Annotated in this window: 14 protein-coding genes, 1 pseudogene and 1 riboswitch; of the genes and pseudogenes, 7 read left to right on the top strand and 8 right to left on the bottom strand. The window is 72.1% G+C overall.

The features are described from left to right. Positions 1–15: 15 nt before the first annotated feature. Entirely contained in the window at positions 16–243 is a 228-nt protein-coding gene (locus ACF088_RS04795) for a hypothetical protein (RefSeq protein ID WP_392373914.1), read from the bottom strand. Continuing rightward, positions 240–1,799 (bottom strand): PspC domain-containing protein, encoded by a 1,560-nt coding sequence (locus tag ACF088_RS04790; protein ID WP_392373913.1) that lies wholly within the window; start codon positions 1,797–1,799, stop codon positions 240–242. The genes ACF088_RS04795 and ACF088_RS04790 overlap by 4 nt, the downstream gene beginning before the upstream one ends. Before the next feature lie 251 nt (positions 1,800–2,050). Between ACF088_RS04790 and ACF088_RS04785 the strand changes: the two genes are divergently transcribed. From ACF088_RS04785 to ACF088_RS04770, 4 genes are all read left to right on the top strand, one after another. Then, the gene (locus ACF088_RS04785; protein WP_392373912.1) at positions 2,051–3,940 is read left to right on the top strand and encodes a serine/threonine-protein kinase; all 1,890 of its coding nucleotides are present in this window, start codon (positions 2,051–2,053) and stop codon (positions 3,938–3,940) included. A gap of 109 nt (positions 3,941–4,049) precedes the next feature. After that, positions 4,050–5,348 carry a PspC domain-containing protein gene (locus ACF088_RS04780; protein ID WP_392373911.1) on the top strand — a complete coding sequence of 433 codons (1,299 nt, stop codon included), beginning with the start codon at positions 4,050–4,052 and terminating at the stop codon, positions 5,346–5,348. Positions 5,349–5,437: 89 nt separating this feature from the next. Next, positions 5,438–6,151 (top strand): LuxR C-terminal-related transcriptional regulator, encoded by a 714-nt coding sequence (locus tag ACF088_RS04775; RefSeq protein WP_392374001.1) that lies wholly within the window; start codon positions 5,438–5,440, stop codon positions 6,149–6,151. Positions 6,152–6,334: 183 nt separating this feature from the next. Then, positions 6,335–7,459: an alpha/beta hydrolase gene (locus ACF088_RS04770; protein WP_392373910.1), complete on the top strand. Its 1,125-nt coding sequence runs from the start codon at positions 6,335–6,337 to the stop codon at positions 7,457–7,459. 62 nt (positions 7,460–7,521) lie between these two features. Here the strand turns inward: ACF088_RS04770 and ACF088_RS04765 are convergent, their stop codons facing one another. Beyond that, entirely contained in the window at positions 7,522–8,697 is a 1,176-nt protein-coding gene (locus tag ACF088_RS04765; RefSeq protein ID WP_392373909.1) for an NlpC/P60 family protein, read from the bottom strand. A gap of 325 nt (positions 8,698–9,022) precedes the next feature. Between ACF088_RS04765 and ACF088_RS04760 the strand changes: the two genes are divergently transcribed. Continuing rightward, the gene (locus ACF088_RS04760) at positions 9,023–9,376 is read left to right on the top strand and encodes a hypothetical protein (RefSeq protein WP_392373908.1); all 354 of its coding nucleotides are present in this window, start codon (positions 9,023–9,025) and stop codon (positions 9,374–9,376) included. A gap of 166 nt (positions 9,377–9,542) precedes the next feature. Here ACF088_RS04760 and ACF088_RS04755 read toward each other — a convergent pair whose 3' ends face one another. Then, positions 9,543–10,694 carry an NlpC/P60 family protein gene (locus ACF088_RS04755; protein WP_392373907.1) on the bottom strand — a complete coding sequence of 384 codons (1,152 nt, stop codon included), beginning with the start codon at positions 10,692–10,694 and terminating at the stop codon, positions 9,543–9,545. 7 nt (positions 10,695–10,701) lie between these two features. Then, positions 10,702–10,885: riboswitch (cyclic di-AMP (ydaO/yuaA leader) on the bottom strand. Positions 10,886–11,174: 289 nt separating this feature from the next. Here ACF088_RS04755 and pcrA point away from each other — a divergent pair. Then, on the top strand, positions 11,175–13,658 hold the full coding sequence (gene pcrA / locus ACF088_RS04750) for a DNA helicase PcrA (protein WP_392373906.1): 2,484 nt from the start codon (positions 11,175–11,177) through the stop codon (positions 13,656–13,658). A 114-nt stretch (positions 13,659–13,772) separates the two neighbouring features. On the opposite strand, the gene ACF088_RS04745 is transcribed toward pcrA, so the two are convergent. Together ACF088_RS04745 and ACF088_RS04740 are read right to left on the bottom strand one after the other, a co-directional pair. Beyond that, on the bottom strand, positions 13,773–15,749 hold the full coding sequence (locus tag ACF088_RS04745) for a peptidoglycan DD-metalloendopeptidase family protein (RefSeq protein WP_392373905.1): 1,977 nt from the start codon (positions 15,747–15,749) through the stop codon (positions 13,773–13,775). 249 nt (positions 15,750–15,998) lie between these two features. Next, positions 15,999–17,021, bottom strand: a complete 1,023-nt coding sequence (locus ACF088_RS04740) for an esterase/lipase family protein (protein ID WP_392373904.1) — start codon at positions 17,019–17,021, stop codon at positions 15,999–16,001. Positions 17,022–17,396: 375 nt separating this feature from the next. Here ACF088_RS04740 and ACF088_RS04735 point away from each other — a divergent pair, with 375 nt between their 5' ends. Next, the gene (locus tag ACF088_RS04735) at positions 17,397–17,855 is read left to right on the top strand and encodes a cobalamin B12-binding domain-containing protein (RefSeq protein WP_392373903.1); all 459 of its coding nucleotides are present in this window, start codon (positions 17,397–17,399) and stop codon (positions 17,853–17,855) included. 374 nt (positions 17,856–18,229) lie between these two features. Here ACF088_RS04735 and ACF088_RS04730 read toward each other — a convergent pair. Both ACF088_RS04730 and ACF088_RS04725 read right to left on the bottom strand, forming a co-directional pair. Beyond that, positions 18,230–19,948, bottom strand: a pseudogene (locus tag ACF088_RS04730) (DUF5691 domain-containing protein); the annotation flags it as partial. A gap of 92 nt (positions 19,949–20,040) precedes the next feature. Beyond that, the gene (locus ACF088_RS04725; RefSeq protein WP_392373902.1) at positions 20,041–21,435 is read right to left on the bottom strand and encodes an SWIM zinc finger family protein; all 1,395 of its coding nucleotides are present in this window, start codon (positions 21,433–21,435) and stop codon (positions 20,041–20,043) included. Between the last annotated feature and the right edge of the window lie 114 nt (positions 21,436–21,549).

Genomic DNA, 21,549 nt, shown 5'->3' with positions numbered 1-21,549 from the left:
GCGTCACCGGTGCCGTCAGGAGTGTGGCAGGGGTGGCGGGTCGGTGGGCGGGGTGTCGCGGCGGGTCGTGGACCGGACGGCGGCGGTGATGCCGGAGAGGGCCAGGCCGGCGGGCAGGGCGAGGAAGAGCCAGAGGCCGGGGGCCTGCCAGACGCCGAGGGCGTCGAGACCGTAGCCCGAGCCGATGGCGAGGGCGGTGAGGCCCGCGATCAGGCGAGCCGGTTCGAAGCGATGACGTTTCACTCGGGGGCTCCCTCGGGGGTCGGGGCGGTCGGCCGTACGGGGACCGGCGGTGCGGAGGCCCAGGGGGTGGGCTCCGACGGCGCGGGTGCCGATGGTGAGGGTGTCGACAGGATCTGCGTCGACGGTGAGGGTGCCGACGGGGCGGGTGCCGACGTGCGGGAAGCGGGCGTCGCGCGCTCGATGGCGACCTGGCCCGCGCCGAGTTCGAGGTCGAGATCGAGCGAGCCGCGCGGCTTCTCGCCCTTCTTGAGGCCGTCGGCGGGCAGCGTGATGGTCCGTTGTTCGCCTCCCGCGGAGAGGTCCACTTCATGCGGCGATTCACCGGGCAACTGGATGTCGCCCAGGCCGAGGGAGATATGGAGCCGGGTGGTGACACCTTGCGGCAGCGTCACTTGGAGGCGGCCGAAGCCCACCCGCGCGCTGGTGTGGACCGTACGGCCGTCCTTGAGGGGCAGGGCACCGAGGTCCAACCTCCCTTCCCCCGAACCGACCTCGTAGTGCGGACGGACCGAGCCGAGGGCGGTGGGGGTCCAGGTGCGCTTCTGCCAGTCGGTGGTGAGGTTGTCGGGCAGTGCCGTCGCGGCCGCCAGCAGTACGGCCGTACACACCACCATGAAGACCGTGCCGCCGCCCGTCCGGCCGCACCAGGTGCTGAGGACGAGCCCCAGGCCGAAGACGACCAGCGCACCGGCCAGCCCTGCCTGGAGGGAGGGCGCGAAGCCGTCCTGGCGGGAGACGGCGAGGGCCGTGGCGCCTCCGGCGAGCAGTGCGAGCAGGAATGTCCAGCCGCCGATCGGGCGGCCGCTGCGGCGAGTTCGCCGCGGGGCGGGGGCGGGCGGTGCGCCGTGCGGGGGCGGGCCGGGCGGACTGCCGGCGTCGGACCAGGAGCGGGGCCGGTCGGCAGTCGGCGCGCCCGCGCCGTGCTCGGGGCGGTAGGTGATGTCCAGCGGAAGCGGGGTGTTCTCGGGCCCCCACAGATAGCGCGGGCCACCCGCCTCCCTGGAGCGCTGGTTGCGCCACCAGGACGGACTGTCCGGCACCGGGGGCGCCGTGGTCTCGGGCGGGGCATCGGCGACGGCCTGGGCGGTGGCGGCGTCCACCGACTCCGGGCCCTTGGTCTCCACCTCCCGGCGCCGCCGGGACCAGTAGGCGGAACCTGCCGCCGCCAGCGTCAGCATGATGGCGAACGACATCATGCTGCCCTTGGCGAGAGTCGTCAGGAACAGTCCGCAGCCGACCAGCGCGAAGAGCAGGGCCGTCAGCGCTGAACCCTCGACCCGGCCGGAGAGCAGCCTGCGGCCCTCGTTCTCGTCCTCCCCGTCGAGGGGGATGAGCAGCCAGGCGAAGCCGTAGGCGATGAGGCCGAGACCGCCGACGCAGAGCACGGCGAGCACGATCCGGAAAATCACCGGGTCGAGATCCCACTGACGGCCCAGCCCGCCGCACACCCCGCCGATCACCTTGTGCCGCCGGCTGCGGCGCAGCGGGGCATGCGGCGGGGTGGGGCCGACGGGGCCGGAGGGCGCCGACTCCTCGACGGGGGCTGCATCGTTCATGGACCCATGGTGACAAGCGCCACGTGCTTCCGGCATCAGTGGAAACCCTGGCAGATCCCTGAGATCCTCGATGACGACCCCCGATATGCCCCTGGGGGGTCCCGAAACCCCTCGTGCCTGCGCATATGCCCCCGGCCCCTCGGGCCCAGCCGGAACACGGGTGCGGACGGGCGGTGGGGGGCGGGCTTTCCACCGGCACGGGCGACTATCGTTGCCCCCTGAATACGTACGGGTTTCCGGAGGGGCGTGCGGTGACGGAGGCGGCGTCGGTGGACAAGGGGCGACTGGTCGCCGGGCGGTATCGCCTGGTTGAGCGGATAGGCCAAGGCGGTATGGGTACCGTCTGGCGGGCCCGCGACGAGGTCCTTGGGCGTCAAGTCGCGGTCAAGCGTCTGCATGTGGCGCCGCATCTGGATGCGGACGAACTGGCGAGGCGCCATGAGCGCACCACCCGCGAGGCGCAGGCCGCTGCACGCATCAACCACCCCAATGTGGTGGGGGTGCACGACGTCGTGGACGATGCCGGGATGCCGTGCATCGTCATGGAGTACGTCCCCTCGTTGACGCTCGGCGATGTCATCAAGGAAGCGGCCCGCCAAGAGAGTTCGGTCACCCCGCGCGAGGCCGCCCGTATCGGACGCGGCATGGTGGCGGCGCTGCGGGCCGCACACTCCGCCGGTGTGCTGCACCGTGACGTCAAGCCGGGCAATGTGCTGCTCGGTGAGGACGGCCGGGTCGTGCTCACCGACTTCGGCATCGCGGTCGCCAGTGGTACGTCCACGCTCACCAAGACGGGTGAGCTGGTGGGCTCCATCGACTACTTGGCGCCCGAGCGGGTCAGAAGCGGCAGCCCGGGGCCCGCCTCCGACCTGTGGGCGCTGGGCGCGACGCTCTATCAAGCGGTCGAGGGGAGGCCCCCGTTCCGGAAGGACACCGCGGTCGAGACGGCGTACGCGATCGCCATGGACCCGCTCGACGCGCCGCGCAACGCAGGGTCGCTGAGCCCGCTGATCGAGGCGCTGCTCGCCAAGGAGCCGGCCGACCGCCCGACGGCCGAGGTCGTCGAGCAGGCGCTGCGGGCCGTCGAGGCCGAGGCGGAGACGGCGCTGCACGGCTGGCCGACGCTGGCGCTGGGCACCGTCGGACGCGGTGCGCCGGAACCGGCCACGCCGGGCGGGCAGACGGAGGCACCGACGCGTCAGGTGCCGCACACGGGCGCGACGGGAGACACGTCGGACCGCACCGGGACCGGAACCGGGACGGGCACCGGAAGCGGAACCGGTACGGGCACCGGTACCGGTACCGGAACCGGGACGGCGGGCACGGCCACGGGCATGCGTTCGGACACGGGCTCGGGTACCGGCACCGGCTCGGGTACGGACCTCGGCGGCGTGACCGGCCCCATGGCTCTCCCGGACGGGGGCGGCGCCGGGCGGGCCGACGGGGACCGTACGGAAGCGCTGTCCGACGGAAAGGCCCCCCGTAAGCGGCGTGCCGCAGTGGCCGTGGTCTGGAGCGTCACCGGGGTGCTGTTCGCCGGGGGCGGTGCCGGCGCGGCCTGGTACCTGATGAACCGTGACGACTCCGCTGTGACCCAAAGCGCCTCCGACAAGGGCGCACCATCCGTTCCCAAGGCCCCGGACCACAGCATCGGGCCGCCGCCGCCCCTCCCCGACGGCTTCCGGACGGCAAAGGAGTCCGCGCTCGGCGTGACCCTCCCGGTACCCAAGGGGTGGAGGCGCATTGTCAATGACGGCGGCCGGCAGATCGTCTACGCCTCGGGGCTCACCGAGGCGACGGACACCGAGCGCGCCCAGCTGACCCTGAGCGTTCTGGACTTCTCCTCGCCCGATCAGGTGCAGCACTTCAGGGACGTCGAGGCCTTCTTCAAGAAGAAGTACCCCATCTACTCGCAGCTGCGGATGCAGCCCACGACCTACCAGGGCGATCCCGCCGCGATCTGGGAGTTCACCTTCGGAGGCCGGGCCCGCACCTTCCGGGCGATGGACCTCGGGTTCGGTCGCGAGGGCGGCAAGGAATACGCGCTCTATGTCTCCGCACCGCAAGCCGACTGGACGAAGTACGAGAAGGTCTTCTCGGTGGTGAAGGACGGCTTCCGCCGGACCGACCCGAAGAGCTGAGGCGGCGAGCGGAGCAACGGTCGGGAGCGGCGAGGGGGAGAAACGTCAGGGACGGGTTCAGGGTCGACCCTGATGCCCCGGGCCCCGGCGCCGTGTGACGATCGGGGACATGACCACCGTTCCGCCCCGTGCCGAGACGAGCTACGCCCCGGCGCCGGACCCCGCTGAACCGCCCGTGCGCAGGCTGTACCGCAGCGCCGACGGGCGGCTGCTCGGTGGTGTCGCGCGCGGTCTGGCGGGGCATCTCGGGCTGCCGGTCTCCTGGGTACGGATCGTGTTCGTGGCCCTGTTCCTGGCCGACGGCATGGGCGCCGTGCTGTACGCCGCGTTCTGGTTCTTCGTCCCGCTGGGCGTCGGCGGCGTGGACCGCCGGCACCCCGCAGGGGTCGGCGGGAAACGGCCGCTGCGCCGGCACAAGCCCGACAAGGGCCAGGTCTTCGCACTGATCGCGCTGCTCATCGGCACCGCGATCGTCGCCTCCAGATTTCAGCTGGGCCAGGCCAAGGGCTATGTCTGGCCGGTGCTGCTGATCGGTGCCGGTGTCGCCCTGGTGTGGCGCCAGGCGGACAACTCCCGCCGGGCGCAGTGGCTTGAGCTCGGCCGCCGCAAGGGCGTGCTGCCGGTGCTGCGCGGCGCGGCCGGTGTGCTGCTGGTCGGCGTCGGGGTGACCGGCATCGTCGTGCTGCAGGGCTCGGTGCGCCATCTCGGCTCGGTGCTGCAGGCCTCGCTCGCCGTCGTCGTCGGCATCGCGCTGCTGGGGGGTCCCTATCTCGTGCGGATCACCCAGGAGCTCTCCGCGGAGCGGTTGATGCGCATCCGCGCCCAGGAACGCGCCGAAGTGGCCGCCCATGTCCATGACTCCGTCCTGCACACCCTCACCCTGATCCAGCGCAACGCCGAGGACCCCAGGGAGGTGGCGCGGCTGGCCCGCGCCCAGGAGCGGGAGCTGCGCGCCTGGCTCTACAAACCCGAGGGCCGCGGCAAGGAGGAGGACGAGGAACCAACCACCCTGGCGGAGGCGGTCCGTGCGTCCGCTGCCGAGGTGGAGGACGCCCACGGCGTCCCCATCGAAGTCGTGATCGTCGGCGACTGTCCGCTGGACGAAACGCTCGGCGCCCAGATACAGGCCGCACGCGAGGCGATGGTCAACGCCGCCAAGTACGGTGGCGAGGGCGGCGCGGTGCAGGTGTTCGCCGAGGTCGAGGGCCGTACGGTCTTCGTCTCGGTGCGCGACCGCGGACCCGGATTCGACCTGGACGCGGTCCCCGAGGACCGGATGGGCGTACGGGAGTCCATCATCGGCCGTATGGAGCGCAATGGCGGCACGGCCCGGCTGCGTTCGGCCCCCGAGGGCGGCACGGTCGTCGAACTGGAGATGGAGCGCCCGGCGACGGAGGGCGGCACATGAGCGGGCCGGACGAGCGGCAGCCGGTGGCGACACCGCGGGACGGAGCACGGGATGATGGCGGGGCAGACATCGAGGGACGGGCGGAACAGATGAGCAGCGAGGGCGCACAGCAGGGCGAGACCGGCGGCGGCGCGGCCGAGGGTCGGACCGTACGGGTCGTGCTGGTCGACGACCACCGGATGTTCCGTACGGGCGTCCAGGCCGAGATCGGCGACACCGGGCGCACCGGCGTCGAGGTGGTCGGTGAGGCGGCCGACGTCGACCAGGCGATCACGGTCATCACGGCCACCCGCCCCGAGGTCGTCCTGCTGGACGTCCATCTCCCCGGGGGCGGCGGTGTCGAGGTGCTGCGCCGTAGCGCCGCGATGATGGCCGACGCGGAGCGCCCGGTCCGCTTCCTCGCGCTCTCCGTCTCCGACGCGGCCGAGGACGTCATCGGCGTCATCCGCGGCGGCGCCCGCGGTTATGTCACCAAGACCATCACCGGCACGGACCTGGTCAACGCGATCTTCCGGGTCTCCGACGGCGATGCGGTGTTCTCCCCGCGGCTGGCCGGCTTCGTCCTGGACGCCTTCGCCTCCACGGATGCCCCGCCGGTCGACGAGGACCTGGACCGCCTCACCCAGCGCGAGCGCGAGGTCCTGCGGCTGATCGCCCGCGGCTATGCGTACAAGGAAATCGCCAAGCAGCTCTTCATCTCCGTGAAGACCGTGGAATCCCATGTCTCGGCGGTGCTGCGCAAGCTGCAGCTCTCCAACCGCCATGAGCTGACCCGCTGGGCGGCGGCCCGGCGGCTGGTCTGACCTGCACCGCCGTCCCGCGCCCGCTGACGGGCCGCCGGGGAGCGTGGTCGTAAAGAACGACCAAAGAAGGGCAACCAGGACCACGCGGATCACCATCTAAGGGCGCGGAGAGGCTCACTGCCGAAGGCGGGGCCGGAACCATCCCCACGTCCTTCGCGCAGTTGTCCTGGAAACGAGATCCCGATGAGCCTGACGGGCACGCCCTTCTTCCTCACCTCGATCCTGCTGTTGATCGTCGCCTTTGTGCTGCCGCTCGCCCTGTGGGGCCGGATAGCCGGGCCGCCCCTGCTGCGCGGCCTCGGCCGGCTGCTGATGCTGCTGTTCGCCCAGGTCACGGCCATCACCGTGGTCTTCGTCCTGGTCAACAACGCCAACAATCTCTACGACACCTGGGGCGATCTGCTCGGCACCGGCAGCCATATCGAGGAGGCCCGGAACCTCGGCCCCGACGGCATGGGCGGCCGGCAGATCAAGAACGAGCCCAAGCAGCTCCAGCAGTTCCGCCCGGCCGACGACCCCAAGGTGGGCCCGGGCGTGCAGATGACCGAACTCAAGGGCCGGATCTCGGGCGTGCAGGGCGAGGTCTACGTATGGCTGCCACCGCAGTACAACGACCCGGCCTACCGGAACAAGAAGTTCCCGGTGGTCGAGCTGCTGCCCGGCTACCCGGGCTCGGCGAAGACCTGGCTGGGCTCCCTGCGGGTGGCCGAGCAGCTCCGGCCGATGATGCAAAACGGCCAGGTCAAGCCGGTCATCCTGGTGTCACCGCGGACCGACGTCTTCCCCGGCGCCGACACCGGCTGCGTCAACATCCCCGGGAAGGTCAACGCCGACAGCTGGCTGACCGTCGATGTCCGCAAGATGATCGTCGACAACTTCCGGGCCGGCAGCACACCGGACTCCTGGGCCCTGGCCGGCTACTCGGCGGGTGCACACTGCGCCGCCAAGCTCGCCCTGTCCCACCCGGACCGCTACCGCGCCGCGGTCGCCATGTCCGGCTACAACGACCCGGCGCTCGAACGTGACTCGCTGGCCGGCAAGGACCCCAAGCTGCGCATCGAGACCAACCCGATGCACCTCCTGAAGTCCGCCAACGCGGCAGGGAAGCCGCCGCGTACGGCCCTGTACGTGTCGGGCGCGGCGGGCGACGGCTACCAAGCCGGCCTCGGTCTGCGGCAGTTCGCGAGGTATCCGACGACGGTGAACGTCCACCAGATCTCGTCGGGCGCCGGCGGCCACACCATGAAGGTGTGGGAGCGCCAGGTGCCGCAGGTCTTCCGCTGGCTGGGGACGCAGCTCAGGGCGTGAGCGAGCGCACGGCGCGCCCGGCCGGGGGAGCCGCCGGGCAGGCGGGACTTCGAAGACCGGCCCTACGCCGGCCGGGTCGCCGCCGCGAACGGCATCTGGTCGATCGGCGCGATCCGCACCGGCGCCCCCGGATGCGGCGCATGGATCATCTTGCCGTCGCCGATGTAGAGCCCCACATGGCTGATGCCGGAGTAGAAGAACACCAGGTCACCGGGGGCGAGTCGGGACCTGTCGATGCGCGGTCCGGAGCTGATCTGGGTGTAGGTCGTACGGGGCAGCGACACCCCGCCCGACTTCCAGGCGGCCTGGGTCAGCCCCGAGCAGTCGAAGCCGGAGGGGCCCGTCGCACCCCAGACGTACGGCTTGCCGAGGGCGGCGTAGGCGAAGGCGACGGCCCGCGCGGCCCGGGGGTCGGGGGCCTGCGCCGCGGCCGCGGCGGCTCCCGGACCGGCGGGGACCGTGCCGGGGAGACCGTCCCCGTACCCCGTCCCGCGGTCCGCGGGGCCCCGGCCGGCGCCGCCGTGCGCACCGCCACGGCCCGCCATCCGCTGCCGTTGCTCCGCGGTGAGCCGGTTCAGCAACTGCTCGGCGGCGCCCAGCTTGTGGACGACCGTGACCCGGTGCTTCTTCAGCGCCGCCTCGGTGCCCGCCAGCCGCTCCGCAGTGTCCTCGGCCCGCCGCTGGACCTGCCGTACGCTGCCGAGCCGGCGCGCGTATCCGGCCACCGCGGTCGCCTGGTGGCTGCCCGTACGCTCCAGGACCGCGGCGCCGTCCAGATAGCGCTGCGGGTCCGCGGACAGCAGCAGCCGTACGGTCGGGTCGACGCCGCCGGAGCGGTACTGGCTCGCGGCCAGGGTGCCCAGTTCGCTGCGGGCGGCGTTCAGTTCCGCGGTTCTGCGGGCCGCCTCGTCCTGCAGCCGGCTCAGCTCCTCGCGTGCGGCGCCGGCGGCTTCCTTCGCGCCGTTGTAGCTCTGCGTGGCCACCTCTGCCTCCTGGTACAGCGCGTTGACCCGGTCTTTGACCCGGTCGGGGGTGAGCCGGTGCGCGGCCTGGCCGGTGCCGTCGACAACAGCGGCGACGGGGGCGCCTTCCGCCGGAGTGAAGCCGGTGGCGGTGGCGGCACCGGCCAGGGCCAGGGTGGCGGCCGTGCGGGCGGTGCGTGCGCTGCGTGAGCCGCCGGTGAGCGCGGCGAGCGGATGCTGCCGGGGCTTGCGGTGCGAGGCCACGGTGGCCGTCACTTCCTTCCCTTGGTGCCCGTGGGCCCGGCGGCGGTCCGTCACGAGGGAACGGACCACCGCCGCACCTCACGGCGGGGCGGCCGACAGGACGCCGGTGGGAGGCCGGCGAGGGCGGGGAGTCGACCGCCTGGAGGAGGACGCTAAGCCTGGGTGTCACGGTGATGAGTCCGCTTGCCCGGGATTGTTCGCTTTCGACCGCGGTCGGCGCGCGGGTGACCATGCCGCCACGGCCGCACGGCCGGGACCGGGCCCGGCCTGACCGAAGCGGCGATTGTGGGCGCCCTGCCGGAAGGGCCGTGCTATGCGGCGGCTACGATCCAGCACTATGGACGTAGTAATCAATCTCTTCGTCGGCCTGCACATCATCGGCATCGCCTCCCTGCTGGGCGGCTTTCTGACCCAGATGAAGGCGATGGGCGCGGGCACCGCCCGCTTTGTGCCGGCGATGCTGCACGGCGCGCTGACGATGCTGGTCACCGGCATCGTGCTGGTCGGCCTCAACCAGGCCGAGGGTCACAGCCTCAACACCGTCAAGCTCGCCATCAAGATGGCCGTTCTGGTGGTCATCCTGGCGCTGGTCTACGTCAAGCGGGACGAGGAGAAGATCGCCCCGCCGCTCTTCGGTGCGGTCGGTGCGCTGACGGTGGCCAACATCTTCATCGCCGTGCTCTGGACCTGAGCGGAACGGCGGGCTCCCCGGAAACAGGGCTTCGGGCGGCGGCGCACAGGCTCCTCCACGGCACACCGCGCGGTCATCGCACTCCTCGTCCGGAGGCGACGGCCGCGCGGTGGCGTGTGGGGGGTGGCCGTGGGGGGTGGTCCGACGGGGGAGCGGGGGCCGGGCCTCAGCCCGGGCGGACGCTCCCGTAGATCGGCATGTAGTAGATCGACTCCTCCCGGACGTTGGCGCCCGGGTGCGGGGCGTGGATCATCTTGCCGCCGCCTATGTACATGCCCACATGGCTGATGTCGTCATAGAAGAAGACCAGGTCACCGGGCTTGAGGTCCTTGGTGGCGACCCGCTGGCCGGTCTTGACCTGGTCCCAGGTGGTCCGCGGCAGTGTGACGCCGGCCGCCTTCCACGCCGCCTGGGTCAGCCCCGAGCAGTCGTAGGAGCTGGGTCCGGTCGCGCCCCATACGTACGGCTTGCCCATCTGGGAGCGGGCGAAGGCGAGCGCCTTCCCGGCCTGGGCGGAGGACGAACCGCCGGTCGAGCCGCCGTTGTCGGCGCCGCCACCGGTCTGACCGCCGGACGGGCCGCCCCCGTCGTGCTGCCGCTGGCGCTCGCGCTCCTGCTGCTTGCGGGCCTCCTCCTCGGCCTTGCGCTTGGCCGCCGCCTCCTTCTGGCGCTCCAGTTCCGCCAGCCGCGCCTTCTCCTGTGCGGTCAGCTCGGACAGCAGCTGCCGGGCCTCGGCCAGCTTCTGCTGGACGGACTGCTTGGACTCCTTGAGCGCGGCCTGCGACGTCTGCAGCCGCTCCAGGTCGTGGGTGGCCTCCGCCCGCTGCCGGGCGGCCGCGGCCTGCTGCTCCTGGTAGTCGGAGACAGCCTCCTTCTGTCGCCCGGTCAGCCGCTCCATGAGGTGGCTGCGGTCGAAGAACTGCTGCGGGTCCTTGGCGAGCATCAGCTGTGCCGTCGGGTTCATGCCGCCGCTGCGGTACTGCGCCGCGGCGAAGGTGCCCAGCCGCCGCCGGGCCTCGTTCATCTTCTCGGCCCGCTCGGCAGCGGCGTCGAGCAGCCCGTCGACGCGGTCGCGCTGGTCGTCGGCGTGCTCCTTGGCGGCGTTGTACTTCTGGGTGGCCACCTCGGCCTGGTGGTAGAGGCCGTCGACCTTCTGCTTGACCTCTTCGATGCTGGGCTTGGGCGCCCGGGGGGCCGCGTCGGCGGACTGCGAGAGCAGCGTGGCCGAGGCGAGGGCGGCGGTGGTGAGCCCGACCGCCGTACGGCGTCCTCCGGGTGAGGTGAGAATGCTGGTGCGCGGCTTGCGATGCGACGCCAAGGCCGGCGACTCCTTCCGTGGACCGCCTACCGGGTTAGCTGTCGGGTTCGGGCGGTGTCGCTGACGGAAGGCTTGCCCTACGGTCCGGATGTCCGCTGGCGACGGCTGTCCGGATCGATTCACCCCGGTGGTGCTGGTGGGTCCCCGGCTCCGGGTGCCTGAGGCAGGGCCGGACTCGGCGTGGGCGGCCCGTGCGGACGCTGTCGTCCACGGGGAGGCGGGCTGCCTGAGCGAGGACGTTAGCCAACTCGTGTGGCTCCTGTGAAGGCTGATGTTCGATATGCCCGAAACCTTTTTGTGACCTGAACGCGATGCGGGGGTTGTTGTGGCAGATGTCTGATTCGGGTAGACGAGCCGCCGACCGATCTGTGCCGACCCCGGCCCCCTGACCTGCCGCGGTGCCACGGCCGCTCCGAAAGCGGGCCGCGATCGGCTACTGGGCCGCGGGCTGTCAGTGCGGCGGCCTAGACTCGGTGGGCGATGAGCAGCCTCTTTGACGACAGCTTCCTGGCGGACCTCGGCCACAAGGGAGAGGAGGAGCACCCTCCCCCTCCCGAGGACGAGCACGGCCCGGCCCCGGAGGAGATCCCCGCCGACCTCTTCGGCGGGAAGTTCGACGCGCCTCCGCCCAGAGAGGCGTACTACCGCGACGGCGCCGCCCGTCCCGCCCTCGACCCGGCGACGCTGCTGGAGGGGCTCAACGACGAGCAGAAGGCCGCCGTGGTGCACACCGGCGGCCCGCTGCTGATCGTCGCCGGTGCCGGCTCCGGCAAGACCCGGGTGCTGACCCACCGCATCGCGCATCTGCTCGCCGAGCGCCATGTCCACCCCGGCCAGATCCTCGCGATCACGTTCACGAACAAGGCCGCCGGCGAGATGAAGGAGCGCGTCGAGGAGCTCGTCGGCCCGCGCGCCAACGCCATGTGGGTCTCCACCTTCCACAGCGCCTGCGTCCGCATCCTGCGCCGCGAGTCCAAGAAGCTGGGCTTCACCTCCTCCTTCTCGATCTACGACGCCGCCGACTCCAAGCGCCTGATGGCCCTGGTCTGCCGCGATCTGGACCTGGACCCCAAGCGCTACCCGCCCAAGTCCTTCAGCGCGAAGATCTCCAACCTCAAGAACGAGCTCATCGACGAGGAGACCTTCGCAGGGACGGCTGCCGATGGTTTCGAGAAGACCTTGGCCGAGGCGTATGCCATGTACCAGGCCCGGCTGCGCGAGGCCAACGCCCTGGACTTCGACGACATCATCATGACGACGGTCAATCTGCTCCAGGCCTTCCCGGATGTCGCCGAGCACTACCGCCGCCGCTTCCGCCACGTCCTCGTCGACGAGTACCAGGACACCAACCACGCCCAGTACACCCTCGTCCGCGAGCTGGTCGGCCCCGCCGAATCCGCCGCCGAGCTGTGCGTCGTCGGTGACGCCGACCAGTCGATCTACGCCTTCCGCGGCGCCACGATCCGCAACATCCTCCAGTTCGAGGAGGACTACCCGGACGCGACCACGATCCTGCTGGAGCAGAACTACCGCTCCTCGCAGACGATCCTGTCCGCCGCCAATGCCGTCATCGAACGCAACGAGAACCGCCGCCCCAAGAACCTCTGGACGGACGCCGGCGCCGGCCCCAAGATCACCGGCTATGTCGCCGACACCGAGCACGACGAGGCGCAGTTCGTCGCCGACGAGATCGACCGGCTGACCGACGCCGGTGACGCCAAGGCCGGCGACGTCGCGGTGTTCTACCGCACCAACGCCCAGTCCCGGGTCTTCGAAGAGATCTTCATCCGGGTCGGGCTGCCCTACAAGGTCGTCGGAGGGGTGCGTTTCTACGAGCGCAAGGAGGTCCGCGATGTCCTCGCCTATCTGCGGGTGCTCAGCAACCCCGAGGACACCGTCCCGCTCCGCCGCATCCTGAACGTCCCCAAGCGCGGCATCGGCGACCGCGCCGAGGCGATGATCGACGCCCTGTCGCTGCGCGAGAAGATCACCTTCCCGCAGGCGCTGAGCCGGGTCGACGAGGCGTACGGCATGGCGGCCCGCTCCGCCAACGCCGTCAAGCGCTTCAACGTCCTCATGGAGGAGCTGCGCACCATCGTCGAGTCCGGTGCCGGCCCCGCCACGATCCTGGAAGCGGTCCTGGAGCGCACGGGCTACCTCGCCGAACTCCAGGCCTCCACCGACCCGCAGGACGAGACCCGGATCGAGAACCTCCAGGAACTCGCCGCCGTGGCCCTGGAGTTCGAGCAGGACCGCGGCGAAGCTGCGACATCGGGGGCTGCCGCCCCGGGCCCCGGCACGCTCTCCGACTTCCTGGAGCAGGTCGCGCTGGTCGCCGACTCCGACCAGATCCCGGACGAGGACGAGGAGGGCAGCGGCGTGATCACCCTCATGACGCTGCACACCGCCAAGGGCCTGGAATTCCCGACCGTCTTCCTGACCGGCCTGGAGGACGGCGTCTTCCCGCATATGCGCTCGCTGGGCCAGACCAAGGAGTTGGAGGAGGAGCGACGCCTCGCCTACGTCGGCATCACCCGCGCCCGCGAGCGGCTCTACGTCACCCGCTCGACGATGCGCAGCGCCTGGGGGCAGCCCTCGTACAACCCGCCCTCCAGGTTCCTGGAGGAGATCCCGGTCGACTACCTGGAGTGGAAGCGTACGGGCCCGGCGACGCCGTCCGCGTCGATGGGCGGCATGTCGGCAGGCGGCGGCGGAGGAGGCGGCTTCGGCTCCACGTTCTCGTCGGCGCGCGCCAAGGGCCCGAGCGGCTTCGCGACCCGTCGCGCCGGCGACCGTCCGGTCGTCCCGCTGACCATCGGCGACCGGGTCACCCACGACAGCTTCGGGCTCGGCACGGTCGTCGGCGTCAAGGGCAGCGGCGACAACGCCGAGGCGACCATCGACTTCGGCGGCGAGAAGCCGAAGCGGCTGCTGCTGCGGTATGCGCCGGTGGAGAAGCTGTAACGGGGAGCCGCGCGGGCCGGGTGACGGGGATCGTCACCCGGCGGAACGGCAGCACGGGAGAACGGCGGCACGGCGGCACGGTGGAACGCGGTCGGTGCGGGTGGAGGCCGCGCTTCAGTTCGGGTTGAGGCCGTGATCGCGCAGCCACGGCTGCGGGTCGACCGCCGCGCCGCCGCCGGGGCGCACCTCGAAGTGCAGATGCGGTCCCGTGGAGTTGCCGGAATTACCCGAATAGGCAATCTGCTCACCGGCCTTGACCGACCCGGATCGGATCTTGGTGCTGCTCAGATGGCAGTACCACGTCTCGGTGCCGTCGGGCGCGGTCACGATCGCCATATTCCCGTAGGCGGAGTTCCACTGGGTGCGGATGGTGCCGTCGGTGGCGGACATCACGGGGGTGCCGTAGCTGACCGGGAAGTCGATGCCGGTGTGCACGGACATCCAGTTCACCCCGGCCTGGCCGAAGGTGGCGCTCAGCCCGTGCTGGGTGACCGGCAGGACGAACTTGGGGCGCATGGCCTCTTTGCGCGCCGCCTCCTTCGCCTTGCGCACCCGCGCCTCTGCCTGGCGCTCCTTGAGGTCGATCCGCTCCTGGGTGCGGCTGGCCCGGTCGCGGAAGTCGTCGGCGCTGGCGCTGAGCCCGGCGAGCTGGGTGTCGAGCTTGTTGTTGGCCGCGGACGGTTTGACGGCGCCCGCGTCGGGCGCGGCCTGGGCGGTCGCCTCGCTCTTGTCGTCCCCGGTGAATCCGGTGACGGACGCGGCGGCCACGGCGCACACGCCCATGGCGGCGACCGAGGGGACGGCGACGGTCAGCAGTGCCGACCGCTTCACCGGGCGCTTCCGGCCGCGGCCACGGACGGCCTTTCCGGCGTCCGGCCCGGCGACCCGCCGCGCGGTGGGGGCCGCGGCGGTGACCGGCATGGCCTGCGTCATGGCGTCCGCCACGGCAGCGGCATCGCCGGTGTCGGTGCCGCCGTCGGAGCGACCGCCCGCACCGGGGGAGCCGCCGTGGGTCTCGGGCCGGCCGGCCTCGAAAACGTCGGTCTCGAAGCCGTCGGCGGCAAACTGCTGGGCGGCAAACTGCTGGGTGTCGAGCTGGCTCACGTCGAGCTGCCCGGTGTCGAGCTGATGGACGTCGAGCTGCCCGGTGTCGCCCTGACCGGTGGCGGGCCGACCGGTGTCGAAGTGCGGGGTTTCGCCCCAAACGGTGGTGTCCCAGTGGACGGTGTCGGTCGGGGGCGGGCCGGCCTGGGCCGGGATGCCGGCGATCAGGTTCCGGTCCGTGGTCGGCCAGATCGCCGTGGCCTCGTAGCTCGCGGTCTCCTGGCGGGCGGTCTCTTCGAGCGCGGTTTCCTGGAGGGCGGTGGCCTGCCGGCCGGCGGTCCCGAAGCCGCCGGAGGCCTCGTATACGCCGGAGGTCTCGTATGCGCCGGTGGCGTAACTCCCGGTGTCATACGTGCCGGTGGGGTAGCTCCCGGTGTCGTACCCGCCGTGCCCGTAGGCCGTGGCTTCGTATGCGGCGTTCTCGTATGCGGCCGCCGTGTCGTAGGCGGGAGACGCGTACGCGGCCGGGTCCTGCGCCGGGGTCTCGTACGAGGTGTGCGCATAGGGGTCGTAGCCCGCGGCGGCCGAGTGCGGGTCGGCGGCGGCGTAGGCGCCGCTGTCGTAGGCGCCGGCCTCGTAGGCGCCGGTGTCCCACTGCGTCGAGGCATAGCCGCCGGTGTCGTACGAGCCGGTGGCGTAGCCGTCGCCCGCTGCGTACGCACCCGTGTCGTACGCGCCGGTGTGGAAAGTGCCGGTGTGGAAGGTGCCCGTGCCGTAGGCACTCATCCCGTAGGCGCCTGCGCTGTGGGTGCCGGTGTCGTACGTCCCGGTGTCATAGCTGCCGGTGTCGTAAGTACCGGTGTCGTACATACCGGTCTCGTACGAGCCGGGAAGCGAGCCGAAGAGCGGGTCGCCGTCGCCGTATTCGGCGTTGCCTGACGGGGGGTGCTGCTGCCCGTAGGAGTCGTAGGCCGGATAGTGCGCATACGAGGCGTCGGAAGCGGATCCGGTCGGGAGCTGAGCCCCCGATGGGTGACGGTCGTTCACCAACTTCTCTTTCGCCTCGGCAGCAGGAGAATTAGCGGTGACTGTACCCGGCGGTACGCGGCGGCGACAATCTTCAACAGGTTTTGGGCTCGGCGAGACCGGGCATTTGGCCGCCTTTCGGCAGTCCCCATGCGAGCTCTTGGCGCCCCGTTCGATGCCTGTTCGACACAACGTCAAGATCAGGCGGCCACTGCGGCGCCGTTTCCGCGTCGCGCGGGACGGTAGTCAGGCCGTCATCACCGGTCGGGGTCAGGCCACCGAAATGACGTCCGCGGCCCCCTCCGCGCTCTCCGCCGAGGTCAGTGCCTCGCGTATGCCGGCGGCGACGGTGCCGTTGACCGGTAGCGCGAGATGTCCGACACCGGCGACATGCACATTGTCCGCATGCAAATCCGGATGATTGATTCTGGCCGTCGTGGCGGGGACCATCACCCGGTCTTCCTCGCTCCAGAAAGCGACAAAGTGCGTCCGGCAATGCGGCGCCGGAAACGACAACTCCGTAATCACCGCGGAATCGGGGCGCATCTGGCGGACGATCGGGTGCGCCGACATCAGGGGGGCGATGCCGGTGCCGGAGTGCGGGGTGCCGAGCGTGATCAGCGTACGGACGCGGGCGTCGCCGCCGAGCCGCTGCACGTAATAGCGGGCGATGAGCCCGCCCAGGCTGTGGCCCACGATGTCCACCCGGCGATGACCGGTCCGCGCGCACACCTCCTCCACATGGCGGCTCAGCAGTTCGGCGGCCTTACGGAGATCACAGGTCAGCGGGGAGTAGTTGAGCGCCTCGACATGACGCCAGCCGTGCCGGTGCAGCGAGCGGCGCAGCAGCAGGAAGACGGAGCGGTTGTCGATGAAGCCGTGGAGCAGGAGGACCGGCGGATGGGCCCGGCCCTCGGTCGGCAGCATCGACGGCGCGCCGGGGTCGGGCTGCACGGTCTCCGGTGCCGGGTGTCCCTCCGGGGGCCCCGCGGCGGGGTGCGGTGCGGGTGGTGGCACGGGTCGTTCCCGGGAGATGCCGGTCGGGTAGAGGAGGAGATGGCCGGCGAGGACCGCCAGTTCCACGACCGTGCTGCGCAGGAGCAGGGAAGAGGCACGGGTGGGAAGCCGGCGTGCGCGCTGGAAGGGTGCGGTGCAAAGGCGCGCGAGCAGCAGGGGCGCGGAGAGAAGGGGCGCGGAGAGAAGGGGTGCGGACAGAAAGGGAGCGGAGAGGCGGTGTGCGGCGAGAAAGGGTGCGGACAGAAGGGGTGCGGAGAGAAAGGGCAGGGCCTGCATGGCCGACCTCCCGAACGGCACGCGGGAGGCGGCTTCGACCCCCGTATGCCCTCGTGGGAAGCCATGAGCAGCGACGGCGGGCATGCGGCGTACCCGCCCTGATGCGCGCCCGGCGGCGCGGTGGCCCGGCTGCGACTCCCCGAGCGCCCGCCCCGCGCGTACGGATCCGCCCGGCCGGGGCGGCACGACGCGCGGAACACGGCGCGTAGCGAACGTGTCCCAGGTGTGATTTCCCCCTCCCCGGATGTCACGAAACGGCTGGGTACGGGATGCTGGCGATAACGTTCGTTCACGCTCGTGGCCGCCGGATCGCGGTCGCGCGATCGATTGTCGGCTCGGCGGCACCACAGTGCCGTGCATGGCTTGGAGGCAGTGATGAGTGTGGCTCGGCATGACGGAGCGCAAACGGGGAGCCAGGGCACGGCGGGCAGGTCGGGTCCGATCCGTGTGGTCGTGGCCAAGCCGGGCCTGGACGGGCACGACCGGGGCGCCAAGGTCATCGCGCGGGCGCTGCGCGACGCCGGTATGGAGGTGATCTACACCGGGCTGCACCAGACCCCGGAGCAGATCGTCGACACCGCGATCCAGGAGGACGCCGACGCGATCGGCCTGTCCATCCTCTCCGGTGCGCACAACACCCTCTTCGCGAAGGTCATCGCCCTCCTGGAGGAGCGCGACGCCGCGGACATCAAGGTCTTTGGCGGCGGCATCATTCCCGAGGACGACATCGCCCCGCTCAAGGCGCAGGGCGTCGCGGAGATCTTCACGCCGGGCGCGACGACCACTTCGATCGTGGAGTGGGTCAACGCGAATGTGCGCTCGCTGGCGGTCTGAGCCACGGGCCGACCGGGCGGCGCGGGCGGCCGGGGCGTGGGCGGCCGGAGCGCGGGCGGTTCCGGAGCGGAGGGGCAGGCGGAGGGTCATGGGGCGAGGGGCTGTCGCGTGGCCCGGCCCGGGCCGGGCTCCGGGGTAGCGGTAGGGGTGCCCGTGCCCGTGCCGGTGCCCGTGTCGGTGTCGGTGTCGGAGTTCGTGCCGGTGCCGGTGCCGGAGAGCGTGCGGGTACCGGTACTTGTGCCGGTGTCGGCAGGATCCACTGAGCCGTTGCTGCCCATGCCGTTGTCGCCCGCGCGGCTGTCGCTTGTGCCGCTGGCGCCCGTGCCGCTGGCGCCGGTGCCGCTGGCGCCCGTGCCGTCGTGGCCGGTGGGTGCCGGGGTGAGTTCCGCGTGCATGGTGGCGCGGAGGCGGAGGGTGCCGACCAGCCGCTGGAAAGCCTCGGACCAGTAGCCGCCGGAGCCCGGTGAGGCACCCTCCGGCTCGTCCGCGACGGCGGTGAGCATGTCGAGACGGTCCGCCGCTGCCGGGTCCAGGCAGCGCTCGGCCAGGCCCATCACCCCGCTGAAGCTCCACGGGTAGCTGCCTGCGTCCCGGGCGATGTCCAGGGCGTCGACGACGGCCCCGCCGAGCGGCTCGGCCCAGGGGACCGCGCACACGCCGAGCATCCGGAAGGCCTCCGACAGTCCGTGGACCGCGATGAACTCCGCGACCCACCGGGCTCGTTCGGCATCGGGCAGTACGGTCAGCAGCTTGGTCAGGTCCCGCGACGAGCCGGCCGGTGCGACCTCGGCCGCCTGGGAGGGAGCGCCCGGCGCACCCAGTAGCGCCCGCGCCCAGTCGGTGTTCCGCTGGCGCACCGCGGCGCGGCACCAGGCGTCGTGCAGCTCCGTCCGCCAGTCGTCTCCCACCGGCAGTGCGACGATCGCCGCCGCGTCACGGCCCCCGAAGCGGGCGTGCCATCCGTCCAGTGGCGCCGCCTCCACCAACTGACCCAGCCACCAGGACCGTTCGCCCCGACCGGAGGGCGGCTTGGTCGCCACGCCGTCCCGCTGCATCCCCGCATCGCACTCGTGCGGCGCCTCCACGGCGATCGCCGGGACGCCGGCCGTACGGTCCAGGCCGACACAGCTGTGCGCGCGCTGCGCCATCCGGGCGGCGAGGGCGGATCCGGGCAGTGTGGAGAGCAGCTCGGCGGCCGTGGCGCGGACGTTCCTGCTGCGGTCGGACAGCGCCTGTTCCAGGAAGGGCTCATCGGACGCCGAGAGCCCGTCACGCAGCGAGTCGAGGAACATCAGACGGTCCTCGGCCCGCTCCGTGGGCCAGGTCGTGGACAGCAGGGCCAGGCCGGCCCCCGGGTCCTGGCGGCGCAGCGCGGTCAGCAGGGCGACCCGCTCCGCGAACAGGCCCTCCTCCCACCGGTGTCGTACGCCGTCGGGGTCGTCGCCACCGGAGAGCTCGGCCGGGCCGCCGATCCCCCGGAGTGCGAACTTCCAGTCCGTGTTGAGCCGCGACAGCCACAGGGCACGCGGCCCCGCCAGCGCCAGCGCGGCGGGCCGCAGATCCGTACGGGCGCGGGCCGCGTCGAGCAGTGCGGGCAGCAGCGCCTCCGGGGCCCGGTAGCCGTACTCGCCGGCGGCGGCCAGCCACTGGGGGAGCAGTTCGGTGAGGTCGGGGGCCGTGCCGCGGTGTCCGCCGCCGCTGCCACCGCGGTCGGCGAGCAGCAGGGCCAGCCGCCGGCGCGCGGCGGGCGGCAGCGGGGGGCGTGGGTCGGCCGGGGCCGGGGCGGGACGTTCGCCGGCCGGTGCGGGGCGCAGCGCGGCGCGGCGACGCACCGTGCTGACCGCGGCCGCGTCCAGCAGCGCGGCCGCGGCGCCCTGCCCGGGCCGCACCTGCACCGGCGGCGTCCGCCGCTCGGTCCCGAGGAGCGCGGCGCTCACGAGATCGGCCCAGGGGGCCGGGGCGGTCGGGGTGAGGGAAGGAGGCGTGGCGGAGGCGGGAGCAGCGGGAGCGGCGGGAGTGGGTGCAGCCGGTGCAGCCGGTGAAGTGGGTGACGTGGGCGTGGTGGGTGACGTGGGCGTGGTGGTGGTCGTCATGCCCTTCCTCCGGGGATCGGTGGTGGACGGCGTGTGTGGCCGGTGGGTGGCGGGGGCCGGGGGCGTGGTCGGCGGTGCGGCGGGAGCGCGGCTCACAGGGACACCGGGGCCGGGTCCCAGGCGGTCAGCGGCAGAAAGCCGCGGTGGCCGCATTCGCCGAAGACCGTGATCGGTGCGCCGCCCGATATGGCGGCCAGCTGCCACAGGCTCGTACGTCCCAGACTGCGCGGGTCCAGCGGCAGCGCCGACTCCCCGTCCACGTCCGCCAGTTGCCAGCTCTTGCCGTCGCGTCCCGGAATCGGTGTGACCTCGGCGAGCACCACCGGCCAGGAATCCAGCCAGGGGTCGTCGCGCAGGGCGTCGCCGTACGCGGCCAGGGCGGCATCGATACCGCAGCCGGGTGGCACGGGACCCGGGACCGCAGGGGCGTGCCGCTCGCCCAGGGTGGCGCGCAGGGGTCGGGCGCCGGGGTAGTAGGCGAGGTCCGCATCGAGCACCAGACCGGGGGGCAGGGCAAGATCCAGCGGGCGGTGGGAACCGCCGCCGAAGGAGAGATGCAGCGCCATCCGGCCGGTCCGCTCGCCCCGGAGGAAGATTCTTCGGGTGGTCAACGTGCCGTCCTCGGTGTCCTGTTGGGCGAGCACCAGCCAGCGGTCCCGGACCGTCGTCGCCTCGGGGCCGGTCAGCAGATCCGCCGCCTCCGTGGTCAGCCCCACGCGCGAGCGGACCGTCGCAGCGAGCGGGCCCGGCAGCCGCTCGATACCGAGGAACCCCTGGTCGAGGAGGTGCAGCAGGGCGCACTCCTCCAGCAGCCGGGCCGGCCAGTCCGGGCCGGACGCCACGACCGCACCCAGCTCGCGTACCCGCGAGGCGAGCCCGGGCGCCTGGGCGTCGACCATGCGGGCGGCCGTCTCGTCCCACGAACCCCCAGTGCCGCTGCCCGACCGGGAGATCCCCCCGTCGGCGTGGCCGGCCGAGGCCAGACCCGACTGCAGCAGATCCTCCAGGCGCTGCTCCAGCTCCGTCGCGCCGGTGCCGATCCGCTGCATCCGGCGCTCCGCCCGCCGCTTGGCGGCCTCCGGGTCGGCAGGCGCACGCGACGGAGTGCCGCCGCCCGGGCCCGAGCCCGCGGACCGCTCGGCGCGCTCCCGGCGTCCGGCCAGCCACTCGCCCGCCCACGGCGCCGGTTCCCCCGCCGCCACCTCCCGGCCGCCGCCCGCCCAGAGCAGCAGCAGCCCCAGCGCGTGCTTGCACGGAAATTTGCGGCTCGGGCAACTGCACGTGAATGCGGGGCCGTTGAGGTCCACGGCCGTGTGATACGGCTTCTTGCCGCTGCCCTTGCACTGCCCCCACACCGCGCTCTCGTCCGCGCCCGTTTCCGACCACGGCCCCGGCGCCGCGAGCTTGCCGCCCGCCTTGCGTGAGGCCTCGTCAGGTGCCAGCGCGAGCACCTGATCCGTCGTCCAGCGTTCCCCCTGCGGATTCATGTCATCGACGCTACGACGCCCCACTGACAATCGCCGCGGACCGCGTTGAACTCGCAGCTCAGGGTGGGTTTTCGGGGGATTGTCAGTGGCGTGGTGCAGGCTTGATTCCGCAAG

The sequence above is a fragment of the Streptomyces sp. NPDC015125 genome, from assembly GCF_043080045.1.
Classification (GTDB): Bacteria; Actinomycetota; Actinomycetes; order Streptomycetales; family Streptomycetaceae; genus Streptomyces.
The sequence above is the reverse complement of the archived record's forward strand: the minus strand, read 5'-3'. Positions and strand labels throughout refer to the sequence as shown.

What these genes read in the sequence shown, in the direction of transcription:
- ACF088_RS04790 (WP_392373913.1), bottom strand. Translation starts at nt 1,799, where the DNA reads ATGAACGATGCAGCCCCCGTCGAGGAGTCGGCGCCCTCCGGCCCCGTC.
- ACF088_RS04740 (WP_392373904.1), bottom strand. Translation starts at nt 17,021, where the DNA reads ATGCAGGCCCTGCCCTTTCTCTCCGCACCCCTTCTGTCCGCACCCTTT.
- ACF088_RS04770 (WP_392373910.1), top strand. Translation starts at nt 6,335, where the DNA reads ATGAGCCTGACGGGCACGCCCTTCTTCCTCACCTCGATCCTGCTGTTG.
- ACF088_RS04725 (WP_392373902.1), bottom strand. Translation starts at nt 21,435, where the DNA reads ATGAATCCGCAGGGGGAACGCTGGACGACGGATCAGGTGCTCGCGCTG.
- ACF088_RS04780 (WP_392373911.1), top strand. Translation starts at nt 4,050, where the DNA reads ATGACCACCGTTCCGCCCCGTGCCGAGACGAGCTACGCCCCGGCGCCG.
- ACF088_RS04735 (WP_392373903.1), top strand. Translation starts at nt 17,397, where the DNA reads ATGAGTGTGGCTCGGCATGACGGAGCGCAAACGGGGAGCCAGGGCACG.
- ACF088_RS04760 (WP_392373908.1), top strand. Translation starts at nt 9,023, where the DNA reads ATGGACGTAGTAATCAATCTCTTCGTCGGCCTGCACATCATCGGCATC.
- ACF088_RS04775 (WP_392374001.1), top strand. Translation starts at nt 5,438, where the DNA reads ATGAGCAGCGAGGGCGCACAGCAGGGCGAGACCGGCGGCGGCGCGGCC.
- pcrA (WP_392373906.1), top strand. Translation starts at nt 11,175, where the DNA reads ATGAGCAGCCTCTTTGACGACAGCTTCCTGGCGGACCTCGGCCACAAG.